This is a genomic window from Arthrobacter sp. JUb115, from assembly GCF_004365035.1.
Classification (GTDB): Bacteria; Actinomycetota; Actinomycetes; order Actinomycetales; family Micrococcaceae; genus Glutamicibacter.
The window spans coordinates 165,968-191,387 of sequence record NZ_SOBS01000007.1 but is presented as its reverse complement, the minus strand read 5'-3'; the positions used below and the strand labels follow the sequence as shown (position 1 = coordinate 191,387).

Here is a 25,420-nt window from a genome sequence, read left to right as displayed (position 1 = left end):
TTCGGGTCAGGCTTTTAATGAGTCACATCCAAGGGTGGGACGGCTGGTTCTTATCCTGCCAGCTAGTCCCAGACCAACCACCTCGATACTCACAGCTTTTAAGCGAACCGCCAGCTGAACTTCGGAGCTGCGCGCTAATTCTCGAGAATTACGGTGGTTTGGGTCCCCACATACTCAAACCCAGCGCGCAGCGCCGTTCTGATTGACGCGGCATTATCAACGTGCGCGCGCCACTGAAGAATCAGCCCGGCATCCATTGCATGCTTTTGAGCAATGCCGACAGCTTGAGAACCGAGTCCACTGCGCCGACTGGCAGGTGATACGAGCGCGCCAAGGTGGGCCAGTTTTTCTTCCCACACGTCATAACCAGCACCTGCCAAAGGTCGCGGCTGGTGCTCAGAATCGCTGAGCAAGATAAAGGTATTCTCCATCTCGCTCAAGCCGACTTCTGCAGCGTCTTCGGCTGGGCAGGCTGTTTCAAGATCAACAGCGTGCACTCGCGCATGACTTACCTTGGCGTTGGAGCCAGACACCATTGGCGCTGAATCACTAAAGTACAGCTTCGCTTCCCCGAGAGCCCGCCCACCATAAGGAGCACTGAGTTCTAAAAGTTTCTCGTGGCTGGCTAGTTCCGAGTCGGGTAGCTCTCGACCAGCTTCTATTGCCCACGAGGGGCCGACCAAAATCCCGGTGCCAAAGAATGATACGAACATAAGCACGGCGCTATCGTTCTTCTCGCGATAAACGCGATCTTCTCCTCGTGCCAATGCTTCTACCGAAACACCGAGGATCGATGCCCAGGATTGTCGGATGGTCGCGATGGTGTCGGGTTGAAGCGTCATGCCGAAAGACTATCGGAATTCAAATTATCTGTGTCTGCCAAACAGACCGAAAACTCGCGAAGCAAGCCTTTAGTCCAAACGGATCTAACGTTCCAGAGATTCTAACAATGCAACAGCATTGGTATTTTCAAGCCAAAAATACGCATGAATCGCCAACAAGACGTCGTCTATTGACTGTTCAATTGCCGGCCCACTCCACAGGGCAACGACCGCACTCGCGACATTCGAAATCGCCGAGTTTTGACTGGCCCTGCCGAGCTCAACGCCGCGAAGCACCAGCAGGTAGTCGAGAGCCAAGTTGCGTAAATCTTGATTGGAAAGCATCTTCCGCGTCGAATACCCCAGAGCTCGTTGCATCGTCGAGATCGATGAATCCACGTCCGGAAGCGGCAAACATTGTTGTTGAAGCCTGGACAACAGGAATTCACCGCGAGGGACGTCTCCCGGCATCACTTCCTTGTAATCGGTCCTGCTCCCTGAGCCGGGACGATACTCAGTCAAAACGTAACTTCCGTTCCTCACTAGACGTATTCGCTAGGTAGGTCCGGCCTACAGTCCAACCCACTCGGAGCTGCCGGAAGTGAAGTGTTGCTTCTTCCAGATCGGAACTTCGGCTTTGATGCGTTCAACCAGGTTCTCAATGGCATCGAAAGCTTCCTTGCGGTGCGCTGCTGCCGAGGCAGCCACCAAAGCGGCATCACCAATCTTCAGCGGACCCACACGATGCACAGCCGAAAGCTTCAAGCCCGTGCGCTCTTCTTCCTCGGCGATGATCTTCTCCAGGAAGTCCTGCGCCTGCGGGTGATGCGAGTAGTCCAGGGAATTCACCGACTGCCCACCATCGTGGTTGCGAATGATTCCGTGGAAAAGCACCACAGCACCGGCGGTATCAGACTGCACGGCATCGCGGACTGTGGCCTCATCGATTGGTTCCTCGGTGATCAACGCGTAGCTCATGAGCGGGTTCCTTCGGTTGTTGCGGGTTCGGCCAGTAGTTGCGGCGCCACCGCGGCCAGTGCGGGAAGCCCGCCTTCAAGATAGTTTGTTTTGATGCCCCGGCCAGCGAGCAAGGCGGCCGCGCGTTGCGAGCGAGGACCGCGTGCGCAGTAGACCGTTACCTGTGCCGGGATCTGCTTCAGATCTGTGCCGGATTCAACAGCTGCTTCCAGCTCAGGAAGGGGCAGATGCAAGGCACCGGCGATGTGCTGTTGTGCGCGTTCGTCATCATTGCGCACATCCAACAAGACAGGTGCTGCACCACCAGTTAGGGCTTCGGCGAGCGCCTCGGCGCCGATGCCTTCAGCTTCAGGCAGCGTTCCCGAGCAAAAAAGCACATAATCGATCAGCTCGGTGACTTCAGCGCCTCGGGGGTCCCGGGAGAATTCGAGGGTGCGGGTGCTGGCAGCCAGCGCATCGTAGATCAGCACCTTTCCCACCAGCGGGGCACCGATTCCGGCGATCAGCTTCAAGGCTTCAGTAGCCAGCAGCGAACCGACGGTTCCGCACAATCCGGGCAGCACGCCCCCGGCGGCGCAATCCGGCACGGTGCCCGGGGCAGGCGGGACCGGGAACAGGTCGCGGTAACCCGGGCCGTGCTCATGCCAGGCCACGGAAACTTGTCCATGATGCTGCAGGATCGATCCCCAGATTAGCGGGATGCCCGTGAGCTGCGCGGCGTCATTGGACAGGTACCGCGTCGGGAAGTTGTCGCTGCCATCGATGACGAGGTCATAATTCGCAAAGATCTGAAGCGCGTTCGATGAATCCAGGCGCAGGTTGTGCTCGATAATCTTCACATTGGGGTCCAGCGCCGTGGCGGCCTGCGCCAGGGAAGCGGTCTTGGCCAAGCCGATATTAGCGGTGGTGTGCGTGACTTGGCGGTGCAGGTTGGATAGCTCCACCACGTCATCATCCACGATGCCGATGGTGCCTACTCCCGCTCCGACCAGATACGGGACGCTGGCGCTGCCTAGTCCGCCCGCGCCGATAACCAGTACCCGGGCGGCAGCCAGCCTGCGCTGCGCAGTGTCATCAAATCCGGGCAACGAGAGTTGGCGTGCAGCTCGTGCAGCCTGTTCGCCGCTCAGTGGCGGCCCGGGGGCCACAAGCGCGGGAAAATCGCGTTCGCTTTTCATCGTGCTCCTTATCGCCTAGGCGCGATAGCATGAAGTCATGTCGAAGATTACGATACGCTACTTCGCTGCCGCGGCGGCAGCAGCGGGCTGCGAGCAGGAGAGCTGGGAACGCCCCGATACACTCGCCGGGCTGCGTAGCGAACTGATCGATTCCTACGGACCTGAAATGGCCCAGGTTTTGCGCGCCGGAAGTTTCCTGATCAACGGCGTGGTGCGCCGCGATGCCGGCGAGCTGGGCACTGCCGACGATCTGACCGTGGATGTCCTGCCGCCGTTCGCAGGCGGATAGTCCATGTCCTGCACTCTGGAAAGCCATCGCACGGAACTTGAAGAGCTGCTGTCCCCGGTCTTCGCCTGTCTGGACAGCGAAGTGCTGCCCGTCGATAGCCCTGAGGCCAGCGATCGAATCCTCAGCGAGGACCAGTACGCCCTTTTGCCCATCCCTGCGTTCACCAACTCGCAGATGGATGGCTACGCTGCGCGCAGTGCGGACTTGGCAACAGCCTCGCCTAACTCCCCCATCTCTTTGCCATTGGGTTTCACCGCTGCCGCCGGCGACCGGCAAATACCCCTGGCTGAAGGCACAATCAGTCCGGTGATGACCGGTGCGATGATCCCGCTGGGTGCTGACACTGTCATCCCCATCGAGGAAAGCGGCTCTGGCGCTTTCCCGGAATTGGTTCGTGCCGGCTTTGGCACCCCCAGCGGCCACGCGGAATTCTCGGCCCCCAGCGCCGTGGGCCGCTTCATCCGCCCCGCCGGTGTTGATCTCGAAACCGGCGCTTTGGTGGCCAAGGCCGGAACCCGGCTGACCCCGACCATGATTGCCGCACTGGTTTCCAGCGGGCTGCGTGAAATACCGGTGCGCCGGGCCTTGAAGGTGGCCGTGTGCACTACCGGTGATGAGCTCAGCGATGGGCAGCGATCCCAGGGCCAGATCCCGGACTCGAATTCCCCTATGCTCGCAGCCTGGCTGCGCCGCTACCAGGTGCAGGTGCGCACCTTGCAGCTGCCCGATGATCCGCAGCGCTTCGCCCTGGCCATCGATGCCTTGCAGGAACAGGTTGACCTGATCGTGACCGTGGGCGGCATCAGCGCTGGAGCCTATGAGGTGGTCCGCCAAGCGCTGTCGCCGCTAGGCGGGGTTTTCCATCATGTGGCCATCCAGCCCGGCGGCCCGCAAGGCTTCGCCCGACTGGCCAAGGCAGCGGTACTGTGTTTCCCGGGCAACCCGGTCAGTGCCCTGCTATCGGCAGAACTGTTCCTGGCCCCGCTGCTGCGACAGCTCAATGCCCTGCCAGAGCCCTTGCCCAGGCACTACCCGCTGGCAGCCGATGCCAGTTCCCCCGAGCACAAGCACCAGGTGCGCCGAGCGCTGATCCGCGATGGCCAGGTCACCATCCTGGATCCGGGATCCCACCTGGTCCACGATCTGGCCCGCGCCGATGCGCTGGTGCATATTCCGGTAGGCGTCAGCCAGTTGGCTGCCGGCCAAAGCATCGAAACTTGGAGCATGAATGTCTGAGAAACTCACCCACCTGCGCGAAGACGGCAGCGCCCATATGGTCGATGTCAGCGACAAGGCCGTCACCAAGCGCGTGGCCACCGCAGAAGCCATCTTCGCCACCCGCCCGGATGTTGTCCCGATGCTGATGACCGGGCAGTTGCCCAAGGGCGAGGCGTTGGGCACCGCAAGGGTCGCTGGCATCATGGCGGCCAAGCGCACCTGGGAACTGATTCCGCTGTGCCACCCGCTGCCGATTTCCAAGGTGTCCATCGATTTCACCGCCGAGGAATCCGCCGTGCGCGTCACCGCCCAGGTCACCACCAAGGGCGTCACCGGGGTGGAGATGGAAGCATTGACCGCGGCCAGCGTTGCGGCCCTGACCCTCTACGACATGGTCAAGGCCGTGGACAAGCACTCCGAGGTCCGCTCGGTGAAGGTTTTGGCGAAGTCCGGCGGCAAGAGCGGTGACTGGGTTCGTGGAGACTAGCCGCACGGCGGCCGTGGTGGTCGCTTCGACCACCGCCGCAGCAGGCTCCGCCGAAGACAAGACCGGCCCGCTGATCACCCGGTGGCTGTCCGAGCGCGGCTTCGAGACCGGCGAGCCGACGGTGGTGGCCGACGGACAGCCGGTGCGTTTTGCCGTGGACGACCTGCTGGCCAATGACGCGCAGGTCGTGATCGTGACCGGCGGGACCGGGGTCTCACCCGATGACCAGTCCCCCGAAATGGTTGCCCCGCTGCTGGATGTCCAGCTGCCCGGAATCATCGAGGCCATCCGCCGGCGCGGAGAAGCGACCACCGCACTGTCCATCATTACCCGCGGGGTTGCAGGATTCTCCGGTAACAGCTTCGTCATCACGTTGCCCGGGTCCACCGGCGGAGTGAAAGACGGGCTGGCCGTCCTGGATCCGATCCTGGAGCACCTGCTGGTCCAGCGCAGCGGCGGCACCGGGCACGGCCCGCGGTAAGTTCTCTAGCACCATCATTGATCAGAAAGGCCACCAGGTTGAGCATCGAACCCGGAATCTACCAGCACTTCAAGGGCCAGCGCTACGAGGTGCTGGCCGTGGGGAAGCACAGCGAAACCGAAGAGCCGCTGGTCTTCTACCGCAAGCTCTACGACGACTACAGCTTCTGGGCTCGGCCGCTGGAGATGTTTGCGGAACACGTTGAACGCGATGGCTACAACGGCCCGCGTTTCGCCAGGATCGCCTAGGGCAAGTTGCAGATTTCCCTGGACCTACTGCGAGTCGGCAACGTTATAGCGTTCCAAGGCTTCGGCAAAGGCCGAGATCTGCTCTTCGCTCCAGCCCTCTAGACGATCGGTTACCGCAGCGCGGTGCACGGCGGCGGAAGCCTGAAGCCGCTCGCGGCCCACGCCGGTCAGTTCCACTACGCGACCGCGCCCGGATTCCGCATCGTCATAGGCGATATATCCCAAGTCCAGCAGCGTGCCTACCTGCCGGGAGACTGTCGAGCGGTTCAGCGAGAACGCCTCGGCAATGTCGGTGGCCCGGGTTCCGGGAGTATCGGCAATGAAGCGCAGCAGGGAATGTTCCACGAGTGTCAGCGGCTCGGCCAGCTGGCGTGAGCGCGTATTGGCACGTCGGGTAATCATTTGCATGTGATGGAAGATCGATTGGATATCGGCTTCCCGCTGTTCCTTGCCCATGTTCCGAGTCTAGTACGCAGGGCTTTGCCGGGCACTCAATGTTGCATCATGCAACATTAAGCGTATTCTTTAATGCTGATGACTCTCACCGACAACGCCCCGCGCCAATCCCCCGCTTCCAAGCATGCCGATAATCCGGCCAAGAAGAAGTCCCCCGCAGCCAAGCCGGCACCACTGGGCTGGGGAAAGCTCGTGTTGACCATGCTGATCCCGTTCTTCCTGTGCGCCATCATGGGCTTGTTCTATCTGGGGGCCTTCCACGCGCCCAGTCCGCACAACGTGCAGGTGGCGGTGGTGGGCGATTCCGCGCAATCCAAGGTTTTCGCCCAGACCCTGCAGGATGGGTCCGACGGTGCATTGAATGTGCGCACCGTCGCCGATGCGGACCAGGCCCGGAAACTGGTAGAGCAGCGCGAGCTCGTGGCCGCCTACGAAACCAGCGGCGGCACGGCAACGCTCTACAGCTCTAGCGCCGCGTCGGAAACCTCGGCGAATATCGCCCAGAAAGTCTTCTTGGACGTGGCCTACGAACAAGGCCAGCCATTGCGCATCGAAGATGTCGTGCCCACCGGCGAGCAGGACACCACCGGGCAGGGGCTGTTCTTCCTGCTGGTCGCCTTGAGCATTGGCGGCTACGCCAGCGCCGTGCCGCTGGCCGGGTTCATGGGCAAGGTCAAGCTGCCCGTGCGCTTCGCCATGGCGGCGGTTGCCGCAGCGGTGGTTGCCACAATCGCGGTGCTGATCGCGGGCCCGGTCTACCGGATCATCGAGGATCATTACGCGGGCATCTGGCTGATTTCCTGGGTTTACGCCGCCGGCATCACCCTGCTGGGCCTGGGCCTGCATCCACTGCTGCGCCACTGGACCACCCCGACGCTGACCTTGTGCTTCGTCGCACTGAATTTCACCAGTTCCGGCGGGATCTTCCAGCCGCAAATGCAGCCGGGATTCTACGGTGCACTCAATACCTTCTGGAATGGCGCCGGGTGGCTGCACGCAGTGCAGACCCTCGTCTACTTCCCCGGGCAGTCCATCGGCATGGATCTCCTGCGGCTAATCCTCTGGCTGATCCCCGGCATCCTGCTGGTCATCCTGACCCACGCGTGGAGCGTGCGCAAAACCCGCGTGGCCGATGAAAATGCCAGGATCCGGGACGTCGAGGAAACCGTCGCCGCGTAGCGGCACGCGCCGCGGGGATTGCTCCCTGCCAGATGCCGCTCCTAGCTGCGCAAGAGCCAGGAGCGCGCGGAGCCCAAGGCTCGGCGCAGTCCGCTCACCGCGTCATCCATGACCGCGGTTCCCACATCCTGGAAGGACCCCATGCCACCGCGGTAGAGTTCCAAGGCCTTCCGGGCAGCCTCTCGGAGCTGCTCTCGGCTTTCAATATTCTCGAAAAGGCCTTCGAGCCAGCGTGCCGCATGGGCGCGTTGCGCGTCATGGTCCTGGGCCGCTGCGAGATGCAGCTTCTCGATCGCCGCGCGGATTCTGCTCAGTGACTGCTCGACATTGTCCATGACACAAGGTTATCCCGGCCGGCGGGCACTGCTGCCCGCCAGCCGCGCTTCAGGACTTGCCCAGCGGTATCAGGTCAAGTTGCGCGGTGATATGGCTGCGGACGTCGTTCAGTTCATCCATGTTGATCCCGTGGGCCAACCCCGGGTAGGTGCGGGCGGTCAGGGTCGAATGCTCGGGCAGGAACTTGGTGGTGCGTTCAATGGCGACCGGGGCAATGACCCGGTCTTCGGTGCCACGGCCCCAGAACACTGCTGGACGCTGCGCGGCGATGATTTCATCGGCTGACTGGGTGCCGCCTAAGACGAATCCGCCCAGGATCGTGGTGGCCAGCACCCGCTCGGGCCGGGTGCGCAGCAGCTGGCTGGCCATCAGCCCGCCCTGGGAGAAACCGACTGGAATGATCTTGGTGGCGGTGTCTACATTTGCATCGATCCAGGCCCAGATCGACGCGGTGGCCGCTTGCACCGGCGCCGCGTCGGGGACGCCCGGAGTGGTGATCTGGAACCAGGCGGCCCCGCCGTGGCCCAATTCCAGCGGAGCGCGCAGCGAAGCCCAAGGCAGATCCAATCCCAGCGGTTCGGCGAGCGAGCCCAGGTCGTGTTCATTGGAGCCGAAGCCATGCAGGAAGACCAGCACGGCACCGGATTCCGGGGTGCTGCTCCAATTGGCGGAACACACATCGCTCAACAGGTTGCTCATAGCAGGCCAACTCCTCATAAGTTGTTTGCGGGCGGTTCCCGATGGTGGAATCACAGCCTTCCGGCGGCGTTCCCAACAAGGTTCAATAAGCCAAGCATACCGTAATTGATTGAAGATACAAGTAAATTCCATTACCGCGATCCGTCACAGTACCCCCGGCGCCACCCGCCCAGGAAATATGAAGCGAAGCGCACCCGAGTCCCGCTTGCCCTCCTGCCGGCCACCACATGCGAGCCTCAAAAACCAGCTAGTCACCTCGGATAACTCCGGCCTAAAACAGGCTTCAAGCTAGTGCGAAGGCTTGCGGGCATTCCATGGAAAATTCGCGCAATCTGGAGGGAACGCATCCTACTTCACGCAAAACCTTGTCACCAGAAAACCCTAGACAGAAACCAAAATTACTGTGATCATTTCGTGTTACTACCGGCCAGTAGCAAGTGTCTCCCATCTTTTACTCGAAGGACCACCATGCAACGACGCATACTTTCCGTTCTGGGCGCGCTGTGCCTGGCCGCTGCAACACTCACCGCCCCGGCCATCGCGCCGAGCGCGGCAAGCACCGCACAAGCCGAAACAGTTTCGTCCCTGAACATCAGCCCATCCGGGGCTAATAATTGGGATTGCGCACCCGATACCGAACATCCCTATCCCGTAGTCCTCGTCCACGGCACCTTTGCCACCATGGACGTCAACTGGATCTCACTGTCCGCCAAGCTCAAGCGCAACGGCTATTGCGTTTTCGCACTGAACTACGGCTTGGAAAACGGCATCTCGGGTGCGGCGCATGTCCCGGACTCGGCAGCCGAACTGCGCGACTTCATTGACCGCGTCCGCCAGGCCACCGGCGCCAAGAAGGTGGACATCGTCGGGCACAGCCAGGGCGGAATGATGCCCCGCTGGTACATGGGGCACATGGGCGGAGCAAAACATGTCAACGAATTGGTGGCCATCGCCCCATCGAGCCACGGCACCCAGGGCATTCTGGTGCCGAGCTCTACCGGAGTCAGGATTGCCGGCAGCTACGCTGGCTGGATCTGCGACGCCTGCGCCGACCAGGTGGCGGGCAGCGAGTTCATGACCGAGCTGAATTCGATCGGCGACACCGTCGCAGGCCCGGATTACACGGTCATTTCCACCAAGTACGACGAGGTCGTCATGCCGTACAAGTCCCAGTTCCTGCAGGGAGACAGCGAGCACGTGACCAACGTGCTGCTCCAGGACAAGTGCCCGCTGGATGCCTCGGGACACGCCAGCATGGCCGTTGATCCTGTAGTCCACCGCTGGGTGCTCAACGCACTGTCCACGGATGGTCCGGCCGATCCGGGCTACCGCCCTTCCTGCTACCTGTAAGCGGGAATCGGCGCATCCCGGCGTCCGCGCCGATGCCGGGATGCGCCTGGCTCGCACCTAGGCAGAGCGCCAGCCAGCTACTAGATTGGTGGGCATGGACGTACTTTCCAGCAGGGTGCTGCTGCGGCCAATTGACCTGGCCGCAACCCAGCAGTTCTATCGAGATGTGCTGCAACTAGCCGTTGCCCGGGAATTCGGTCCGGCACAGCAGCCGGGCTTGGTGTTCTTCCTGGGCAATGGCCTGCTGGAAGTCTCCGGGCACCGGCCGCCAGGGAAGCCGTCCACGCTGGTGCTGTGGCTGCAGGTGCGCGACATGCAGGCAGAGATGGAACAGTTGACGGCCCGCGGTGCGACGGTGCAGCGCGAGGCGCGCAAGGAGGACTGGGGCCTGATGGAAGCATGGATCCAGGATCCCGACGGCACCAGGATCGTGCTGGTGCAGGTACCCGAAGGGCACCCGATCCGCCGGGACGTGCGCGAGCCCTAGCAACTGGTGCTGGCCTGCGCGGCTCGCCGCGATCACCACGTGTGCTGGCATCGAATGGGATCCGGCCACCGCCTGACCCCGGCGGGTACTAGCGGCTGGCGGCGAGGGCTTCGCGTACCTGCGCGGCAGCTTCGAGCAGCTGCGGCAAGACCACCTCGGCTGCCTGTTCGGCGCTCTGCGTAGTATCGGGGCGCACGCTCATCGACACGTTCATCGCGGCGACCACGGTGCCATCGGCGCTGAATACCGGCACCGCCACCGAGCGCAGGCCGATCTCCAATTCCTGGTCCACCACCGCATAGCCCTGGGTACGGATCCGCTGAAGTTCAACGCGTAGCTGATCCGGGTCATCGATCCCCAGCCCGGTCATCGAATGCACGCCGGCGGCGATCACCGCCTCGCTGATTTCTTCAGGCTGGTAGGCCAGCAACACCCTGCCCATGGAAGTGTTGGCCGCCGGGAAGCGGGTGCCCACCGAAATGCCCACGCGCATGATCGAACGGGTATGCACCCGGGCGATATAGACGATCTGCGATCCGTCCAGGATGGAAGCGGAGGCCGATTCGTGCACGGCGGCCGACAGTTCCTCGAGCACCGGCTCGATCAGCTGCGGCAAGGTGGCGCTGGACAGGTAGGCATAGCCCAGCTGCAGGACCTTGGAGGTCAGCTCGAAATGCTTGCCGTCGGTGCGCACATAGCCCAGCTCCACCAGGGTCAGCAGGAACCGCCGGGCGGTGGCCCGGGACAGGGCGGTCCGTCCGGCGACCTCGGAGAGGGTCATCGACGCGTGATCGGCATCGAAGCTGCTGATCACTGCCAAACCCCGGGCCAGGGACTGGACCGATGTGGTTGTTGCTGCCTGCTCGCTCACCGTGCTCCTTGCGCGCGCTGGAAATGATTGCGGGGTGCGCTTCCGGGATTCGGATGCGCACCCCACTAATCTACTGTGTCTTCTAGGCCTGGGTCAGTTCCACGGGCACCTTGGCGGCCAGCTCCTCGAAGCTGATGCCATGGGTGGAACGCACGAAGACCTTGGCATCGCGCAGCTCGAAGACGGCTACTTCGGTGTAGATCCGCGAGACGCAGCCCAAGCCGGTGACCGGGTAGCTCAGCGCCTGAACGAGCTTGGATTCGCCGGTCTTGGTGAACAAGCTCATCATCACCCAGGTCGCCTTGGCGCCAATGGCCAGGTCCATGGCCCCGCCCACGGCGGGGATGGCGCCTTCGGCACCGGTGTGCCAGTTGGCCAGGTCGCCATCCTTGGAGATCTGGAAGGCACCGAGCACGCACACGTCCAGGTGCCCACCGCGCATCATCGCGAAGGAATCCGCATGGTGGAAGAAGGAGGCGCCGGGCAGCTGCGTGACCGGGATCTTGCCTGCATTGATCAGATCCGGATCGATGTCCTCGCCGGTGGCGACCGGGCCCATGCCCAGCATGCCGTTCTCGGTGTGCAGGGTGACGCCCTGTTCCTTGGTGAGGTAGTTCGAGACGTTGGTCGGCTGGCCGATTCCCAGGTTCACGAATGCCCCGGCCGGGATGTCCGCGGCAACGAGCTGCGCCATTTCATCGCGGGTGAGCTTTGCTTCGGTGGTGGTCATTGCGCTCATTACTTTTCCCCTCCCAGTTCCACCACGGTATCCACGAAGATGCCCGGGGTGATGACGTTTTCCGGATCGATGGAACCGGCATGGACAACCTCGTCCACCTGCACGATGGCCGACTTGGCCGCGGTGGCCATGATCGGGCCGAAGTTCCGCGCGGTCTTGCGGTAGACCACGTTGCCCAGCGTGTCGGCCTTCAGCGCCTTGATCAGCGCGAAGTCGGCGTAGATCGGGGTTTCCAGGACGTAGCCCTTGCCATCGATCACGCGGGTCTCCTTGCCCTCGGCCAGCAGCGTGCCGTAGCCGGTGGGGGTGAAGAACCCGCCGATGCCTGCGCCGGCGGCGCGGATGCGCTCGGCCAGGTTGCCCTGCGGGACCAGCTCCAGCTCGATTTCCCCGGCGCGGTAGGCCTCATCGAAGTGCCAGGAATCGGACTGGCGAGGGAAGGAGCAGATGATCTTCTTCACCCGGCGTTCCTTGATCAGCAGGGCCAGGCCCGCGTCGGCCTGCCCGGCGTTGTTGTTCACGACCGTCAGGTCCTTCGCGCCGCAGTCCAGGAGCGCGTCGATCAGTTCCATCGGCTGGCCGGCGTTGCCGAAGCCGCCGATCAGGACGGTGGCGCCGTCGGTGATCTCGGCGACGGCGTCCGCGGCCGAGGTGGCAATGCGTGGTGCCATGATGCTGCCTTTCTATAAGCTACTTGGTTGCGTTCACGTTTTCGACGACGACAGCCAGGCCCTGGCCGACGCCGATGCAGATCGCGGCGAGCCCGTAGCGCTCGCCGGATTCTGCCAGGCGGCGGGCGACAGTGCCCAGGATGCGCAGGCCCGAGGCTCCCAGCGGGTGGCCGATGGAGATGGCCCCGCCCCAGGCATTGACGATAGCCGGGTCGATATCCCAGGCCCGGATGCAGGCCAGGGACTGGGCCGCGAATGCCTCGTTCAGCTCGACCGCGGCGATATCCGACCACTTCAGGCCGGCCTTGGCCAGAGCCTTGTTGGCGGCTTCCACCGGGGCGAAGCCGAAGAACTGCGGATCCAGCGCGGCAGCGCCGTTGGAGACGATGCGGGCGATCGGATCGGCGCCCAGCAATTCGCCGCCGCGCTCGGAACCGATGAAGGCCGCCGAGGCGCCGTCGCTCATCGGCGAGGCGTTGCCAGCGGTCACCGTGGCATTCTCCCCGGTGCGGAACACGGTGCGCAGCTTGGCGAGAGTTTCTGCGGTGGAATCAGCACGGATGGTCTCATCGCGGGTGACTTCGGTGCCGCGCTTGTTCGCCGGCGGAACCGGGACCACCAGGTTCTCGTACTTGCCAGCCTCCCAGGCGGCCGCGGCCTGCTGGTGCGATGCCGCGGAGAATTCATCCTGGTCTTCGCGGGAGATGCCGTGCTTCTCGCGCAGCTGCTCGGTGGCCTCGCCCAGCGATACCGTCCATTCCCCCGGCATGGCCGGGTTGACCAGGCGCCAGCCCAGGGTGGTGTTGGCCAGTTCCAGGTTGCTCATCGGGAAGGGGCGCTCGGTCTTGGGAAGCACCCAGGGGGCGCGGCTCATCGATTCGACGCCGCCAACCAGGACCAGGTCCGCGTCGCCGGTGGCGATCTGGCGGGAGGCCGCGATCGAGGCATCCAGCGAGGAGCCGCACAGGCGGTTCATCGTGGTGCCCGGCAGCGAGGTGGGCAGCCCGGCGAGCAGGGTGGCCATGCGGGCCACGTTGCGGTTTTCCTCGCCGGCGCCGTTGGCGTTGCCGAAGATCGACTCGTCGATGTCTGCGGTATCCAGCTGCGGTGCGCGGGCTACCAGCTCGCGCACGACGTGGGCGGCCAGGTCGTCGGGGCGGTGGCTGGACAGTGCGCCGCCGATCTTGCCGAAGGGTGTGCGGATTGCGTCGTATAGGTAGGCCTGCTGCATCGTGTCACTGCTCCATCGCGGCGGTATGTTCACATCGTGAACTTGTGTTCGTACAATGAACTTTAGCAGTTGATATCCGTACCTTCAATAGATTTCTGTTGCGGTCCGCCCGGTTCCCTGCACACAAAAGGCCCCGGCTGCCGAAGCAGCCAGGGCACTTTCCAAGTCACATATTGCTATTGCGCGTTAATCGCGACATTTAGCGGCTGCCATCCGGAAGACTCGTCGAACTCTGGATCCTGCACAGCTAGCGAGCAAATGGATCCAATGAAGTTTCCATCCTCGTCATAAGCGATCTCATCCCAATTTTCTTCAAAATCCATGCAGGAAACCGGCTCAATTTCGCTGGTCGCCTTTCCATCTGCACCGAGGACTTGGCCAGCGGCTCGCTCTATTCCAAAGCTGGCAAACACAACCTTGGGCTCGCCCGGCGATGCTTGATACTTGTCCAGGGTGCTCATGGTTTCAATAACCCTGAATTCGCCTTCGTCAATGCTTCCGCCATTGGCATAGGCCTGGTCGGTCTGGGCGATTAGCTCCTGGCACAAGGTGCAGTCCGCTGCCGAGAAGCCCTTGAGTGCGGCGGTGTCACCGCTCGCCACCGCATAATTCAGCAGCTGTACCCAGTACTCCATGGCACCTTGCAGCCCTTCCTCGGTTTTCTCGCTGAGGACCGCCGGGCGCTGCGGAACTTCGGCATTTTGCTCCGGGGAGCTCGGCGTGGGCGACACGGTGCCAGCAGAAGGATCACCGGCCCCTCCCTGGGATGCACTGACGCAACCGCTGGCTGCCAGCGTCAATGCACCTATCAAAGCTGCAAGCTTTACTTGATGATTCCGAACCATTGCCGCCGCCTTCTTGGAGTTTTTTCCGCGTTCGAAAACGACATTACATCAAGCATTTCGATAATACGACCACTATTCAAATAATGTTTTGGCTACGCTTTTCAATGTGAATCGCTGGAAAAATTCCATGTTAACTCTGGATGAACAAGGGAAATTCGACGCGATAGCGAACCCTGCTTGCACTAAAGCGCAGAGCCGCTCACCTGGATGCAGGAGAAGCGAAGCAGCCACTGCCCTAAAATAGTTCCATGGCCAATTCGCCCAGTGGGGACTCTATGCTGGACCGCTTGGTTCGGATCCTGAATTCTTTTGATCTCAACAATCAGTCGCTCAGCGTCAGCAGCCTGGCCCGGCGTGCCGACATCCCCAAAGCAACCATGTACAGGTTGCTCGATGAATTGGTATCCCATGACTTGCTGGCGCGAGACGGGTCTGGCCAGGTGCGGCTGGGTTTGCGCCTTTGGGAATTAGCCAATCGAAGCGCTGCCACCCAGGACCTTCGCACCGCGGCATTGCCGTTCATGGAGGACATCAACCAGCTGCTGGGGCAAAATACCCAGCTCTCGGTACTGCACCAGGACGAGGTGCTGATCATCGAGCGTCTCTCGCGGCCGGGCTCCGTTGTCAATCAGGCGAATGTCGCCGGACGCATGCCTGTGCACCGAACCTCGATGGGCATGGCACTTTTGGCCTTTTCACGGCCGGAAACCATTCACGGGTTCCTGGAACGCCACCACGAACTGATGACCGCCACCCATCCTGAACTCCGCGCAGAAATGGCGGAAATCCGACGCAACGGATTCGCCTCGTTCGACGGATTCATCGACCCGGAAACCACCGGTGCCGCCGCCCCGATCCTCGACGAGGCGGGCTATCAGGTTGCGGTTATCTCGGTGGTTGTTCCCCGCGACTCTGGAACACTGCAGTCCGCAGCTCTGGCGCTACGCACCGCAGCCCGGGGCATTTCCCGTGCAATGCATTTGGGCGACAACCGCTAGGCGCAATCAGGATCCCGCTGTTCGATACACGCGCTACATCCACTGGCAATGCAAGCAGTCAATAGCTTCCGAGACCATCGCGCTTCTCCGAACTCCTTGTGGAGTTGATGCCACCAATGAATTGGTCTGCGTTTCTTCCGACAACGGGCGGAAAACAAGTGGTTGGTTGCTCTCCGATGTCGGTTTCGAGCGAGATAACGAGGTAGCTCCAGATCAAGTAACGTGTTGAGATCTTCCGGGATGAAAATGTCGTAGCCAGGGCCATTCTGGTTTCCACCATCCAACGGCACGGACTACTTCAGTTCCCGACTCATCCGCGGGTGCACTATCCGAAAAGCACTCAGCCCAGGCGCATTTCGTGCATCATCACCGCCAGGCAGACCTGGCCGGCCGCTCTTGCCGCCAAGCAACCGGACACTGCCTTGCCCAAACAGGCAGGTTTCATCCCCGAGCTCTTCCTGAGGCGCGGCTCGTCCCCAGAGTCCAAGAGCGGATCTGTTCATGATGAAGCGCCAAGCCGGCTTCGTCCCGATGGCAAGCCCGCCAGTGTTGTCCACGTGCGACCGAGAATTTCGCTTGAACCCGGACGCCGCACACCATCCACGTGCCGGCCATGATTGGATGGGGTCCATCGTGGTCCTTCTAATTCGTTTGCCTTCTGGAACCAGGACCTCCCAAGTCACTGCCTGCAGCGCCATTCCTTGGCCAGTACCCGCCCAGATCCGAGGTGGCCACTGCGAATCAAAGACTGACCGCTCCCCGACTAAACGCGCCATTAAAACGCTGAAGGGGCGAAGCCCGTTGGCGCCGCCCCTCCGCTGAGAAATGTCCTAGCTGGCGGAATTCGTGCTTGCCGAATCCGAAGTTTCCTTCTCCGGGGCGTGAGGCGACGCGCCGCCGCGCAGCATCATTAACGCAACTGCCGCGCACAGCACCACAATGCCTACGCCCAGGTACAACTGGGCGGCGGTCCACGAGGCGTCAAGCAGGCTGCCGGCAGCCAGTGGAGCCAGGATCGCGCCGAAACGGCCGATGCCAATAGCCCAGCCAACGCCGGTTCCACGTGACTGCGGTGCATAGGAGGACGGCGTCAACGTGTAGAGGCCGGCTACGCAACCGTTAATGAGCATGCCAACCAGAACACCCAGGACGAAGGCCAGTGCAAGGATGCCTGCCGCCGAGATGAACACCACCATGAGCACTGAGGAAAGTACAGTGAACGCAATGAGCACCTTGCGAACGGCCCACTTGGTGGTCAAAGCGCCGAAGAGCAGGGAACCGAAGGTGCCACCGAGGGTCAGCATCAGGCCGCCGACCACACCTTGGCTTTCGGTCATGCCCGCGGTTACCAGCAGCTTCGGGGTCCAGCTGTTCACGAAGTAGAAGCCGAACATCACCGCGAAGAAGGCCACCCAGATCACCGCGGTCACCCGGCGTGTGTCCGGCGAGAAGAGCGCAAGGACTGCGTGGCGGCTTCGGCCAGATGCGGAGCTGCCCTGTTCTGGCAGGGCCACGTTCTCGGCACCCAGGTGCATTTTGCGTGCCAGCTTGCTCAGCTTCTCGGCGGTTCGCGCAGTACGCCGGGTCAGCAGGAAGTCAACGGATTCGGGGACGACGGCCAGCAAAGCCAGGAAGGCGACCATCGTCAGCACTCCTCCGAAAATGAAGACCGAGCGCCAACCGTAATGGGCCTGCAGCGAGACCGCCGCCATGCCGCCCAAGGTGGCGCCGACTCCGTAGCCGGCGGTGTAGATGCTGACCGCCATGCCCCGCCAGCGTCCATTGGAGTATTCGCTGGTGATCACGTTGGTGCACGCCAGAATGCCGCCGACTCCCAGGCCGGTGACGATACGCCAGATGGCAAGGCTCGCCATGGAATCCGCGGTGGCTGAGAGGAACATGCCCAGCGATGCCAGCGCGGTGGTTCCCAAGAGCATCGGACGGCGTCCGAACAGGTCGGCGAATGGAGCCAGCAACAATGAGCCGGCAGCCATGCCAAAGAGGCCTGAGCTGAGCAGTACGCCCAGCTGGGCGCCGTTCAACGAGAATTCTTCGGAAACCTGATTTGAGGTAAAGGCCATGGCCAACACATCAAAACCGTCGAGGGCGTTCAAGAAGGTGCAGACTGCGACGACGAGCCATTGAAAGGCCGACATCGGTGAATTTTCAATTCTCTGTTTGATGTCCATGGGGAACTATCTCCAGTTTTAGGGTGCACCAAGCCGCCCGCGAAACCGTTTCGGTCCGCCGGCGAGGGTGCCAAGATGGGAAATTTGCTAGTTCGGTTCGATGGTGACCACGGCGGGTCCGCCGGTGCGGGCGGCATCGGCCTTGGCACCGGTCTGCGAGGTAATGGCTCGCGAAACGCAGCAGTTCATCTTGCTCGACTGGCGTTTCTGCCGTTCGGAGTAGAACACGTCGCGGTGGTCAATCCGTCCGGTGATTTCGGTAATGCGCACCTCGCACAAACCGCATTCGCCCTTGCGGCAGTCGGACATCATGTCCGCACCGGCGTCCTCCAAGGCTTCGAGCATGGAGCGCCCTTGGGGAACGGTCACTTCCAGGTTCAGCTTGGGAACCCGGACAATGAATTCCTCCGGGTCGTACCAGCCCGAGTTGCCAAAGGTTTCATAGCGCAGCGCCGATGGATCCAGCTCGAGTTCTGCCCAGCTACGTCGAACTGCATCCATCAGCCGGATCGGCCCGCACATGTACAGTTCGGTTTCCTCGCCGGCACGTTCCAGCAGCTCGTTGACCGACAGGGACGTGCCTTCATCGTCCACGTGCACTTCCAGCCGAGAACCGTGTTCCGCCTCCAGCTGTGCCAAGTAGGCCATGGCCGAACGCTTGCGGCCGGCAAACACCAGTGTGTAGTCGGCATTCAAACGCTTGAGCACTGAAGCCATATTCGCCATGGCGGTAATGCCGACACCGCCAGCCAAGAGGATGTAGTGCTTGGCACCCACGCGCAGCGGGAAGTTCTGCAATGGCTGGGTGATCTGCAAACGGTCTCCCACTGCCAGCTCGTGCATATAGGTCGATCCTCCACGGGAGAGCGGAGCCTTGAGCACGCTGATCACCAGTGTTGTTCCGTCAGCGCTCGACTCGACCACAGAGTAGGAGCGCTTGGCATCCTCTGCGTTGATTTGCACCTTCAAATCTATGTGCGAGCCAGGCTCGGCTCGCTTTGGCAGCTGCGGGGCAAGCTCGATGCGCTTGATCCCATCGGCCACGTCTGCGATGCCGGTGACTTCTGCTTCCTGCCAGACTTCAATATTTGTCGCTGCCATTGCGTTGGCACCAACCTTTCAGTTTGAGCGCGGGAGCCGGCTAGGCGCGGACGGACTGGTTGGCTTCGGCGGCGAGCATGCCGTCAAGAATGCGGCGAACCCACATGCCGCCGGCATCGATGTTCAGGTTGTAGAACTCGTAGTCCGGGTTGGCATCAATGGCTTTCTGCTGGGCCTTGAGCATCGCCTCGTCTTCGCCGAAGACCCCATGCACCCCATCACGCAACTGGGTGGTGATCAGCTGGCTGTCCAGGCAGTAGTTGCGCATGAACGCCCAGAAGTAATGCGAGGAACGATCAGTTTCCGGGGTGATCGTGTTCATGACGAATCCATTGACTCCTTGGCTGCGGTCGCCTTCAGGCGCGCCGGTTCCAGCCTTGGCTACGCCGACGTCAATGGTAATCGTTGCCGGCGCTTCGAAGTGGATGATCTGCCAGCGGTCCACCTTGCCTTCGAAACCCGGGAACTTGTCGCGCATGTTCTTCAGCCAGAATGGCGGTGCGTCGATATTGTGCATCCAGCGTGTGACGGTGACCTTGTTGCCTTCATGAGTGGTGATGAATTCCGAGTCGCTCAGCTCATCTTGGCCGATCGAGGAGGAATGCACGAATTCCTCATGGGTCAGGTCCATCAGGTTGTCCAGGATCAGCTGGTAGTTGCAATCGGCGGCAATGGTCATGCCGTCGCCTGCCCATTGTTCGGAAGACATCTGGTGCATGTCCGGGACCAGCTCCGGGTCGGCCAAGGTGGGGTCGCCCATCCAGATCCAGACATAGCGGTAGCGCTCAACAATAGGGAAGGAAGGAACAGTAGCCGAAGGATTGATGGTTTCCTGGGCCGGCATCGAGACGCACCGGCCAGCGGAGTTGTAGACGATGCCGTGGTATGGGCACTGCAACCCGTCCTTTCCCACGGTCTTGCCCATGGATAGCGGAGCCAAGCGGTGCCAGCAGGAGTCAGCCAGTGCAACGGCCTTGCCATCTTCGGTGCGATACAGGGCAACCGGGCGCTTGGCAATGGTGCGCGACATCGGCTTGCGGGTGACCTCGTGATCCCAGGCGGCTACGTACCAGGCATTCAGCGGATGGTCCATGATCTTGGCGGTGGTGGTGCTCTTGGCGGCAACCTCGGTCATGACGGTCCTCTCGATTGCGGACCCGGCAGTGCTCGGCGATGGCGGATCCAATATGTGGTTTGCCCAAAGGCGGAATATGAGAAACTATCTATGCACATAGATAGTTCGCATGCCATTAGACTAGCTATATAGATAGTGATACGCAACACATTTCTGGAAAGGGGCGGTTTTGAGTCTTCGCAACGCGCTGCTTTCACTGCTGACGGTTGAACCAATGACCGGCTATGACCTGTACAAAGTCTTCGAATCGTCGGTCGGGCACGTCTGGCACGCCCCGGATTCGCAGATCTACCCCGAGCTGAAACGCATGGAATCCGAAGGTCTCATTGCAGGGCAGGATGTGCCTTGGGGTCCACGCGGAAAGAAACGGCAATACACCATCACCCGGGATGGCGTCACCCAATTCAAGGATTGGATGAACACGCCCCTGGAGTACGCACGCACCCGCGATCCCGCGCATCTCAAGGCTGCCTACCTGGAATGGGCGGAACCCGAGGCCGCGCGCGAGCAGATGCGCGGGCATATCGCTCATCACCGGTCATTGCTCAACCAATGGCAAGAACGCATCGCGGAATTGGAGCAAGGCAGCAACTCCATGCTCACCAAGCGCTTGAAGAACACGCCGCGCGAGGAGTGGGAAGCCACTGTTGCCTACAAACGATTCACCTATGAAGGCCTGATCGCCCGGGCAGAAGCTGAAATCCAGTGGGCTACGCGCGGGCTGGAACTCATCGACCTGCTGAACCCCTAGGCTGCCGGCCGGCGCAATAAAGCCGCCGACCCGGCACGGATCGGCGGCTCAGAGCGCTACTTGGGATTCGTCAAGAACTTCGTCTTGGCCTCTTCGGGGCGATGCCCTTGCTTGGCCTTCTGGATTTCCGCGTAGACATGGTGGCGAAGCTCGGTGAATCGCGGCAACGACCGGGTTTCCAGCTGGTCGCGCTCCGCCGGCAGATCGATCAGGATATCCTCCTGCACCACGGTTGGCGAAGAAGACAAGATGATCACGCGCTGGCCCAGGTAGATCGACTCGTCGATGTCGTGGGTTACGAACAGCACGGTGACCCCCAGCTTCTTCCAGACATTGCGGATCAGGTCCTCGAGGTCTGCGCGGGTCTGCGCATCAACGGCCGCGAATGGCTCATCCATCAGCAATACCTCTGGCTGGTAGGCCACCGCGCGGGCGATCGCCACGCGCTGCTGCATGCCGCCGGAGAGCTGCCACGGGTAGGACTTGGGCACATGGCTCAGCCCCACGGCTTCCAGCGCATCGTCCACCAATTTCTTGCGTTCGGCCTTCGGGACGCCGGCGTTCTTCAGCGGCAGTTCGACATTGTCCGCCACGCGCAGCCACGGGAACAGCGACCGGCCGTATTCTTGGAAGACCACGGCCATTTTCTTCGGCGGTCCGGTGACTTTCTGCCCGTCCAGCAGCACCTCGCCGCTGGTGGCGCCCAGCAAGCCGGCAATGCACTTGAGCAATGTGGTCTTGCCCGAACCGGAAGGACCGACCAGGCACACCAGCTCGCCATGCCCCAGGTCAAAGGTGAGGTCCCGGACCGCTTCGATATCGCCGCCGTCGGTGTGGTAGACCTTCTTCAGCCCCCGGACCGAGAGCAGCGCTTCGCCTTCTGGCAGGGTGCGCCCGCCGGCGGTTCCATTCTGGCTAGACAGCATTTTCAACCTCTTTCAGACCGTTGTACCAGCGCAGGACGCGGCGTTCGATCCACTGGAATATAAATGACATGATGACCCCGATCAGGCCCAGCACCACGATGCCGGACCACATTTCCGGTACGGCGAAGGAACGCTGGAACTGGACGATCGCGAAGCCCAGCCCGGAGGAGGATGCGAACATCTCGGAGATGACCATAAGGATCAGCCCGATCGACAAGCACTGGCGGATGCCAGCCATGATGGTCGGGGTGGCGCTTGGCAGCACCTGGTAGCGAATCCGGGCTAAACCGCTGATGCCATAGGAGCGGCTGGTTTCGTTCTGCACCGGATCGATGGCGCGAACGCCCTCAATGGTGTTCAGCAGCACCGGCCAAATCGCGCCGGAGATGATCACCGCGATCTTCATGCCGTCGTTAATGCCAACCAAGAGCATCAGCACCGGAATCAGCACCGGCGGCGGCAAAGCACGGAAGAACTCGAACACCGGTTCGGTAATCGCCCGGGCGGTGCGGTTCATGCCGACGAGCAACCCGAGCAGCACACCGAGCACAATGGCCCCGAGCACGCCGAGAACCAGGCGCTGGACGCTTGGCAGGACGTCGGTGAACATGCGTTCGCCAACCCAGGTCTCGATGAAGGTCTTGCCCAAGTCTGCCGGGGTAGGAACGAAGAAGCTCGCTCCACCAAGGGTTGCCGCGACCCACCAGAGGATGAGCAGAACCGGCAATGCCAGAATGAAGGAAATCGACTTCAGGAGTTTCATGCGGCGTTCTCTCCCCGGACTGAGGCGTGCCAGGAAAGCACGCGCTTTTCGATGATGCGCATGCACAGGTTGATTGCCACGCCCAGCAGGCCGGTGGCAACAATCAGCGCGTACATTCCGGCGATTGCGCCGCCTGACTGCGCCAGCTGGATTTCCTTGCCCAGACCCGGTGCGCCGATGATCAGTTCCGCAGTAATCGCCAGGATCAGTGCCACGGCAGCGCCCAGCCGGATGCCAGTCATCAGGTAAGGGAGCATGGTCGGGAAGATGACGTCGCGGATGCGCTGGATCCGGGAGAATCCATAGGATCTCGCGGTCTGCATCGCCACATTATCCACGTCTGCAACTCCATAGAGCACCTGGATCAGCACCTGCCAGAAGCAGGCATAGATGATCAGCATCAGCGAGGATTCGATTTTCGTGCCGAACAAAAGCACCGCGAGCGGGATCAATGCCACCGACGGAATTGGACGCAGGAACTCGATGGTGGAGTTGGTCGCACGACGCAGGAAGCTCGACATGCCGATTACCAAGCCCAGTACCAGCGCCAGCAGCACCGCTGCGGCCAGGCCGATGAACCATGCCAGCATGGTTTCCCCCACCGCGACCCAGAAGGCGGTCAAGGCAAGATCAGCGAACAGCGTCATCAGCACTTCGGAGGCGGGCGGCAGGTAAGCCGCCTCGACAATTCCAAGAGCCGGGACCAGTTCCCAGATCCCCAGGAAGGTCACGATGCCAATCAATCCCCAAAAGCCATTGGGGAATTTCGAGCCCGATTTCCTGCGCTTGGCTTGGCGCGCCTCAGCCGGCGCTGTGCTAGTGATGGCACTCATGGCAGGAGCTTCTCCAGGTCGACTGGCTTGGACAGGGTGCCATAGCTCAGTGCCGCATCGCCGAGTTCTTGCACGGCCTCGCGGTTGAAGTCAGGGCGGAAGCGCGGCAGCACCATATCGGCGCGGACCTCCTCGCTGATCTTGGTGTAGGTTCCGACAACTTCGCGGACCTCGTCAGGGTTCTCCTGCGCATACTGAAGCGACTTGTCCATCGCCTTGGTGAACTTCTCGGTCACCTCGGGATTTTCCTGGGCGTACTGCGCAGAAGTGAAGTAGCCGGCAACATCCAGCTCCGGATCGAATTCGGCGAAGTTCGCAGAGAGCATTTTCGCTCCGGCGTCCAAGGCCGAACTCTGGAACGGCTCCAGGATCCAGGCGGCATCGACGATGCCGTTTTCCAGTGCAGCAGGAGCATCGGGGAAAGGAACCTCGACGAACTCGATGCTTGCCGGGTCTCCCCCGTCTTCTTCGACAATTGACTTGATGGTGGTATCGCCGATGTTCGACAGGTTATTGACCGAGACCTTCTTGCCGGCCAAGTCCTTGGGCGAAGAAATCTTGGAATCATTTTTGACCAGCACGGACCCGACGTCGGATTTCACATCACCTGTGGTGGAGATGCCATTGGCGACGAACTTCATGTCCAGTCCCTTGTCGTTGGCGACCATTACCGAGATCAGATTGGAGAAGGCGAAGTCATAGCTCCCGGATTGGATGCCCGGGACGATAGCCGAACCGCCAGTTGCGGTTTCGATTTCCAAGTCCAGGCCTTCTTCGGCGAAGAAGCCCTTGGATTCTCCCAGCCAGATTGGTGCGGTATCGACGATGGGGATTACCCCGACGGTGATTTTTTCCAGCGAGCCATCTGATCCTGCAGCATCTTCCCCGGCCGAGCCGCCGCTAGGCGAACCGGAGCTGCAGGCAGCAAGCGCGAGGACTGATAGCGAAGCGAGTGCGAGCTTGAGCGAGTGTTTCATGGCAACTACCCCCAATTGAGTGTCATTGCTGCTGCGGCGTCCGGAATCTGGAACCGCAGCAGCAATAGCGTGAAGTTGTGGAATTACTTGGCGATGAGGTTGTTCATGTCTGGGGCCTTCTCCAGGAATTCGAACTTGGCGGCCAGATCTCCGAGCTTTGCCAGTTCCTCAATTGGGGTTTCCGCTTCCCAGGTTTCCATGAGCAAGCCTTCGGCTACCTTGGCATCCATATTGATGAAGTCTGGCAACATGGCCCTGGCGGCATCCGGATCACTATCGGAGGCCGGCAGTACTTCCGCCATAGCTGCCTTCCACTTGGAAATGACTTCCGGATTCTCTTCAGCGAACTGGCCGCTGGTGAACGTCACCATGGTTGGCAGCCCCGGAATTGCTTCTTGGTTTGGATAGCCAAGCAGTTCGTTGTCCTTATCGCCCAAAGCACGCGAGAGGAACGGCTCTGGAAGCCAGACGGCGTCAACGTTGCCGCGATCCAGCTGCGCCTCCATGTCCGGGAAAGGCATTTCGCTGAACTTCAGGTCTTTCGGATTGGCTCCAGCCATTTCTGCGGATTCCATAATCGTCAGGTCGCCCTGGGTACGCAACGCGTTGACCGATGTGGTTTTTCCAGCCAGATCTTCCCAGCCGCCGATGCCCGAGTCCTTGCGCACAACTACTCCATTGACATCCTCCCCATCAGCCTTGGAAGCGGAATAGCCGGTGACGATCTTCATGTCCAGGCCTTTGTCCGCAGCGGTCATCACCGATAGCGGATTGCCCACGGCAATGGCCAATTCTCCGGTGGATACCGCTGGGAGCATCGCGGCACCGGCGTTGGAAGTGCTCAGTTCTACATCCAGGCCATGCTTTTCAAAGGTCCCGGCGTCGATACCCTGCTGCACTGCAACCGACGGTGCGATTGGCAGAATGCCTACGGTGATTTTGGTGAGCGAGCCATCCTCGGCGGCGGCGGATGTGCTTCCCTCTGATTCTGTCGAGCCGGACAGCGAACCTCCGCCACAGCCCACCAGGCCGAGTGACAGGACCGCTGCGCCTGCAAGCAGTGTAGACCAGCGCTTTTTCATATTTCCCCCTAGAAAGCCATTGCCGCAACCCCGAGTGGCGGGTCGAAGAAAGTGTGTGATTTGAACCACAATTCAAGACTAAGCCAACTATTGAGAATGTC

Annotated in this window: 30 protein-coding genes; 10 read left to right on the top strand and 20 right to left on the bottom strand. The window is 61.4% G+C overall.

Translation table 11 applies throughout. From position 1 onward, the window contains the following. Positions 1–134: 134 nt before the first annotated feature. The 4 genes from EDF61_RS13590 to EDF61_RS13575 form a co-directional block, all read right to left on the bottom strand. Entirely contained in the window at positions 135–842 is a 708-nt protein-coding gene (locus EDF61_RS13590; protein WP_133834416.1) for a GNAT family N-acetyltransferase, read from the bottom strand. Positions 843–926: 84 nt separating this feature from the next. Then, positions 927–1,343 carry a hypothetical protein gene (locus EDF61_RS13585; protein WP_133834415.1) on the bottom strand — a complete coding sequence of 139 codons (417 nt, stop codon included), beginning with the start codon at positions 1,341–1,343 and terminating at the stop codon, positions 927–929. Positions 1,344–1,391: 48 nt separating this feature from the next. Then, positions 1,392–1,799 (bottom strand): molybdenum cofactor biosynthesis protein MoaE, encoded by a 408-nt coding sequence (locus tag EDF61_RS13580; RefSeq protein WP_133834414.1) that lies wholly within the window; start codon positions 1,797–1,799, stop codon positions 1,392–1,394. Next, complete coding sequence (locus tag EDF61_RS13575) at positions 1,796–2,977, bottom strand: ThiF family adenylyltransferase (RefSeq protein WP_133834413.1); 1,182 nt, start codon at positions 2,975–2,977, stop codon at positions 1,796–1,798. Before EDF61_RS13575 ends, EDF61_RS13580 begins: the two co-directional genes overlap by 4 nt. Positions 2,978–3,014: 37 nt before the next feature. On the opposite strand from EDF61_RS13575, the gene EDF61_RS13570 reads away from it, so the two are divergent. Genes EDF61_RS13570 through EDF61_RS13550 form a run of 5 tightly spaced genes read left to right on the top strand, consistent with a single transcriptional unit; the run spans position 3,015 to position 5,700 of the window. After that, positions 3,015–3,266, top strand: a complete 252-nt coding sequence (locus EDF61_RS13570) for a MoaD/ThiS family protein (protein WP_133834412.1) — start codon at positions 3,015–3,017, stop codon at positions 3,264–3,266. A 3-nt stretch (positions 3,267–3,269) separates the two neighbouring features. Then, positions 3,270–4,502, top strand: a complete 1,233-nt coding sequence (locus EDF61_RS13565) for a molybdopterin molybdotransferase MoeA (protein WP_133834411.1) — start codon at positions 3,270–3,272, stop codon at positions 4,500–4,502. Then, positions 4,495–4,971, top strand: a complete 477-nt coding sequence (gene moaC / locus EDF61_RS13560; RefSeq protein WP_133834410.1) for a cyclic pyranopterin monophosphate synthase MoaC — start codon at positions 4,495–4,497, stop codon at positions 4,969–4,971. The genes EDF61_RS13565 and moaC overlap by 8 nt, the downstream gene beginning before the upstream one ends. Further along, positions 4,961–5,452 (top strand): MogA/MoaB family molybdenum cofactor biosynthesis protein, encoded by a 492-nt coding sequence (locus EDF61_RS13555; RefSeq protein WP_133834409.1) that lies wholly within the window; start codon positions 4,961–4,963, stop codon positions 5,450–5,452. The genes moaC and EDF61_RS13555 overlap by 11 nt, the downstream gene beginning before the upstream one ends. Before the next feature lie 38 nt (positions 5,453–5,490). After that, positions 5,491–5,700, top strand: coding sequence for a DUF1653 domain-containing protein (locus EDF61_RS13550; protein WP_013347838.1), 210 nt, complete (start codon positions 5,491–5,493; stop codon positions 5,698–5,700). 24 nt (positions 5,701–5,724) lie between these two features. Here EDF61_RS13550 and EDF61_RS13545 read toward each other — a convergent pair whose 3' ends face one another. After that, complete coding sequence (locus EDF61_RS13545) at positions 5,725–6,156, bottom strand: MarR family winged helix-turn-helix transcriptional regulator (protein WP_133834408.1); 432 nt, start codon at positions 6,154–6,156, stop codon at positions 5,725–5,727. A 78-nt stretch (positions 6,157–6,234) separates the two neighbouring features. Between EDF61_RS13545 and EDF61_RS13540 the strand changes: the two genes are divergently transcribed. Next, the gene (locus EDF61_RS13540) at positions 6,235–7,335 is read left to right on the top strand and encodes an ABC transporter permease (protein ID WP_133834407.1); all 1,101 of its coding nucleotides are present in this window, start codon (positions 6,235–6,237) and stop codon (positions 7,333–7,335) included. Positions 7,336–7,376: 41 nt separating this feature from the next. On the opposite strand, the gene EDF61_RS13535 is transcribed toward EDF61_RS13540, so the two are convergent. Together EDF61_RS13535 and EDF61_RS13530 are read right to left on the bottom strand one after the other, a co-directional pair. Then, complete coding sequence (locus tag EDF61_RS13535; RefSeq protein WP_133834406.1) at positions 7,377–7,670, bottom strand: DUF6966 domain-containing protein; 294 nt, start codon at positions 7,668–7,670, stop codon at positions 7,377–7,379. Between the two features lie 49 nt (positions 7,671–7,719). After that, complete coding sequence (locus EDF61_RS13530; protein ID WP_166650808.1) at positions 7,720–8,370, bottom strand: alpha/beta hydrolase; 651 nt, start codon at positions 8,368–8,370, stop codon at positions 7,720–7,722. A gap of 468 nt (positions 8,371–8,838) precedes the next feature. Between EDF61_RS13530 and EDF61_RS13525 the strand changes: the two genes are divergently transcribed. Both EDF61_RS13525 and EDF61_RS13520 read left to right on the top strand, forming a co-directional pair. Next, positions 8,839–9,720, top strand: a complete 882-nt coding sequence (locus tag EDF61_RS13525; protein ID WP_133834404.1) for a lipase family alpha/beta hydrolase — start codon at positions 8,839–8,841, stop codon at positions 9,718–9,720. Between the two features lie 94 nt (positions 9,721–9,814). Further along, on the top strand, positions 9,815–10,207 hold the full coding sequence (locus EDF61_RS13520) for a VOC family protein (RefSeq protein ID WP_133834403.1): 393 nt from the start codon (positions 9,815–9,817) through the stop codon (positions 10,205–10,207). An 88-nt stretch (positions 10,208–10,295) separates the two neighbouring features. On the opposite strand, the gene EDF61_RS13515 is transcribed toward EDF61_RS13520, so the two are convergent. From EDF61_RS13515 to EDF61_RS13495, 5 genes are all read right to left on the bottom strand, one after another. After that, positions 10,296–11,078: an IclR family transcriptional regulator domain-containing protein gene (locus EDF61_RS13515; RefSeq protein ID WP_133834402.1), complete on the bottom strand. Its 783-nt coding sequence runs from the start codon at positions 11,076–11,078 to the stop codon at positions 10,296–10,298. Between the two features lie 82 nt (positions 11,079–11,160). Next, positions 11,161–11,817, bottom strand: a complete 657-nt coding sequence (locus EDF61_RS13510; protein WP_133834401.1) for a 3-oxoacid CoA-transferase subunit B — start codon at positions 11,815–11,817, stop codon at positions 11,161–11,163. Further along, a complete protein-coding gene (locus EDF61_RS13505) occupies positions 11,817–12,488 on the bottom strand; it encodes a 3-oxoacid CoA-transferase subunit A (RefSeq protein ID WP_133834400.1) in 672 nt (223 codons plus the stop codon). Before EDF61_RS13505 ends, EDF61_RS13510 begins: the two co-directional genes overlap by 1 nt. Positions 12,489–12,507: 19 nt before the next feature. After that, positions 12,508–13,719 (bottom strand): thiolase family protein, encoded by a 1,212-nt coding sequence (locus EDF61_RS13500; RefSeq protein WP_133834399.1) that lies wholly within the window; start codon positions 13,717–13,719, stop codon positions 12,508–12,510. Positions 13,720–13,895: 176 nt separating this feature from the next. Further along, positions 13,896–14,450, bottom strand: coding sequence for a DUF6318 family protein (locus EDF61_RS13495; protein ID WP_133834398.1), 555 nt, complete (start codon positions 14,448–14,450; stop codon positions 13,896–13,898). Between the two features lie 362 nt (positions 14,451–14,812). Between EDF61_RS13495 and EDF61_RS13490 the strand changes: the two genes are divergently transcribed. Next, positions 14,813–15,562, top strand: coding sequence for an IclR family transcriptional regulator (locus tag EDF61_RS13490; protein ID WP_133834397.1), 750 nt, complete (start codon positions 14,813–14,815; stop codon positions 15,560–15,562). Between the two features lie 830 nt (positions 15,563–16,392). Here EDF61_RS13490 and EDF61_RS13485 read toward each other — a convergent pair. From EDF61_RS13485 to EDF61_RS13475, 3 genes are all read right to left on the bottom strand, one after another. Then, positions 16,393–17,718 (bottom strand): MFS transporter, encoded by a 1,326-nt coding sequence (locus EDF61_RS13485; protein WP_286172255.1) that lies wholly within the window; start codon positions 17,716–17,718, stop codon positions 16,393–16,395. A 120-nt stretch (positions 17,719–17,838) separates the two neighbouring features. Then, positions 17,839–18,852, bottom strand: coding sequence for a PDR/VanB family oxidoreductase (locus EDF61_RS13480; RefSeq protein WP_133834395.1), 1,014 nt, complete (start codon positions 18,850–18,852; stop codon positions 17,839–17,841). A gap of 40 nt (positions 18,853–18,892) precedes the next feature. Further along, positions 18,893–19,987 carry a Rieske 2Fe-2S domain-containing protein gene (locus EDF61_RS13475; RefSeq protein ID WP_102598619.1) on the bottom strand — a complete coding sequence of 365 codons (1,095 nt, stop codon included), beginning with the start codon at positions 19,985–19,987 and terminating at the stop codon, positions 18,893–18,895. 169 nt (positions 19,988–20,156) lie between these two features. Here EDF61_RS13475 and EDF61_RS13470 point away from each other — a divergent pair, with 169 nt between their 5' ends. After that, positions 20,157–20,738 carry a PadR family transcriptional regulator gene (locus EDF61_RS13470; protein WP_102598620.1) on the top strand — a complete coding sequence of 194 codons (582 nt, stop codon included), beginning with the start codon at positions 20,157–20,159 and terminating at the stop codon, positions 20,736–20,738. 56 nt (positions 20,739–20,794) lie between these two features. Here the strand turns inward: EDF61_RS13470 and EDF61_RS13465 are convergent, their stop codons facing one another. The 5 genes from EDF61_RS13465 to EDF61_RS13445 all read right to left on the bottom strand — a co-directional run bounded on the left by EDF61_RS13465 (position 20,795) and on the right by EDF61_RS13445 (position 25,319). Continuing rightward, the gene (locus EDF61_RS13465; protein WP_102598621.1) at positions 20,795–21,664 is read right to left on the bottom strand and encodes an ABC transporter ATP-binding protein; all 870 of its coding nucleotides are present in this window, start codon (positions 21,662–21,664) and stop codon (positions 20,795–20,797) included. Then, positions 21,654–22,376: an ABC transporter permease gene (locus tag EDF61_RS13460; RefSeq protein ID WP_402697430.1), complete on the bottom strand. Its 723-nt coding sequence runs from the start codon at positions 22,374–22,376 to the stop codon at positions 21,654–21,656. Before EDF61_RS13460 ends, EDF61_RS13465 begins: the two co-directional genes overlap by 11 nt. A gap of 47 nt (positions 22,377–22,423) precedes the next feature. Beyond that, on the bottom strand, positions 22,424–23,260 hold the full coding sequence (locus tag EDF61_RS13455; protein WP_133834394.1) for an ABC transporter permease: 837 nt from the start codon (positions 23,258–23,260) through the stop codon (positions 22,424–22,426). Continuing rightward, positions 23,257–24,237 (bottom strand): ABC transporter substrate-binding protein, encoded by a 981-nt coding sequence (locus tag EDF61_RS13450; protein WP_133834393.1) that lies wholly within the window; start codon positions 24,235–24,237, stop codon positions 23,257–23,259. Before EDF61_RS13450 ends, EDF61_RS13455 begins: the two co-directional genes overlap by 4 nt. An 83-nt stretch (positions 24,238–24,320) precedes the next feature. After that, a complete protein-coding gene (locus EDF61_RS13445) occupies positions 24,321–25,319 on the bottom strand; it encodes an ABC transporter substrate-binding protein (protein ID WP_105662446.1) in 999 nt (332 codons plus the stop codon). Between the last annotated feature and the right edge of the window lie 101 nt (positions 25,320–25,420).

What these genes read in the sequence shown, in the direction of transcription:
- EDF61_RS13590 (WP_133834416.1), bottom strand. Translation starts at nt 842, where the DNA reads ATGACGCTTCAACCCGACACCATCGCGACCATCCGACAATCCTGGGCA.
- EDF61_RS13580 (WP_133834414.1), bottom strand. Translation starts at nt 1,799, where the DNA reads ATGAGCTACGCGTTGATCACCGAGGAACCAATCGATGAGGCCACAGTC.
- EDF61_RS13575 (WP_133834413.1), bottom strand. Translation starts at nt 2,977, where the DNA reads ATGAAAAGCGAACGCGATTTTCCCGCGCTTGTGGCCCCCGGGCCGCCA.
- EDF61_RS13570 (WP_133834412.1), top strand. Translation starts at nt 3,015, where the DNA reads ATGTCGAAGATTACGATACGCTACTTCGCTGCCGCGGCGGCAGCAGCG.
- EDF61_RS13565 (WP_133834411.1), top strand. Translation starts at nt 3,270, where the DNA reads ATGTCCTGCACTCTGGAAAGCCATCGCACGGAACTTGAAGAGCTGCTG.
- moaC (WP_133834410.1), top strand. Translation starts at nt 4,495, where the DNA reads ATGTCTGAGAAACTCACCCACCTGCGCGAAGACGGCAGCGCCCATATG.
- EDF61_RS13545 (WP_133834408.1), bottom strand. Translation starts at nt 6,156, where the DNA reads ATGGGCAAGGAACAGCGGGAAGCCGATATCCAATCGATCTTCCATCAC.
- EDF61_RS13540 (WP_133834407.1), top strand. Translation starts at nt 6,235, where the DNA reads ATGACTCTCACCGACAACGCCCCGCGCCAATCCCCCGCTTCCAAGCAT.
- EDF61_RS13535 (WP_133834406.1), bottom strand. Translation starts at nt 7,670, where the DNA reads ATGGACAATGTCGAGCAGTCACTGAGCAGAATCCGCGCGGCGATCGAG.
- EDF61_RS13530 (WP_166650808.1), bottom strand. Translation starts at nt 8,370, where the DNA reads ATGAGCAACCTGTTGAGCGATGTGTGTTCCGCCAATTGGAGCAGCACC.
- EDF61_RS13525 (WP_133834404.1), top strand. Translation starts at nt 8,839, where the DNA reads ATGCAACGACGCATACTTTCCGTTCTGGGCGCGCTGTGCCTGGCCGCT.
- EDF61_RS13520 (WP_133834403.1), top strand. Translation starts at nt 9,815, where the DNA reads ATGGACGTACTTTCCAGCAGGGTGCTGCTGCGGCCAATTGACCTGGCC.
- EDF61_RS13510 (WP_133834401.1), bottom strand. Translation starts at nt 11,817, where the DNA reads ATGAGCGCAATGACCACCACCGAAGCAAAGCTCACCCGCGATGAAATG.
- EDF61_RS13505 (WP_133834400.1), bottom strand. Translation starts at nt 12,488, where the DNA reads ATGGCACCACGCATTGCCACCTCGGCCGCGGACGCCGTCGCCGAGATC.
- EDF61_RS13500 (WP_133834399.1), bottom strand. Translation starts at nt 13,719, where the DNA reads ATGCAGCAGGCCTACCTATACGACGCAATCCGCACACCCTTCGGCAAG.
- EDF61_RS13490 (WP_133834397.1), top strand. Translation starts at nt 14,813, where the DNA reads ATGGCCAATTCGCCCAGTGGGGACTCTATGCTGGACCGCTTGGTTCGG.
- EDF61_RS13485 (WP_286172255.1), bottom strand. Translation starts at nt 17,718, where the DNA reads ATGTCGGCCTTTCAATGGCTCGTCGTCGCAGTCTGCACCTTCTTGAAC.
- EDF61_RS13480 (WP_133834395.1), bottom strand. Translation starts at nt 18,852, where the DNA reads ATGGCAGCGACAAATATTGAAGTCTGGCAGGAAGCAGAAGTCACCGGC.
- EDF61_RS13475 (WP_102598619.1), bottom strand. Translation starts at nt 19,987, where the DNA reads ATGACCGAGGTTGCCGCCAAGAGCACCACCACCGCCAAGATCATGGAC.
- EDF61_RS13465 (WP_102598621.1), bottom strand. Translation starts at nt 21,664, where the DNA reads ATGCTGTCTAGCCAGAATGGAACCGCCGGCGGGCGCACCCTGCCAGAA.
- EDF61_RS13455 (WP_133834394.1), bottom strand. Translation starts at nt 23,260, where the DNA reads ATGAGTGCCATCACTAGCACAGCGCCGGCTGAGGCGCGCCAAGCCAAG.
- EDF61_RS13450 (WP_133834393.1), bottom strand. Translation starts at nt 24,237, where the DNA reads ATGAAACACTCGCTCAAGCTCGCACTCGCTTCGCTATCAGTCCTCGCG.
- EDF61_RS13445 (WP_105662446.1), bottom strand. Translation starts at nt 25,319, where the DNA reads ATGAAAAAGCGCTGGTCTACACTGCTTGCAGGCGCAGCGGTCCTGTCA.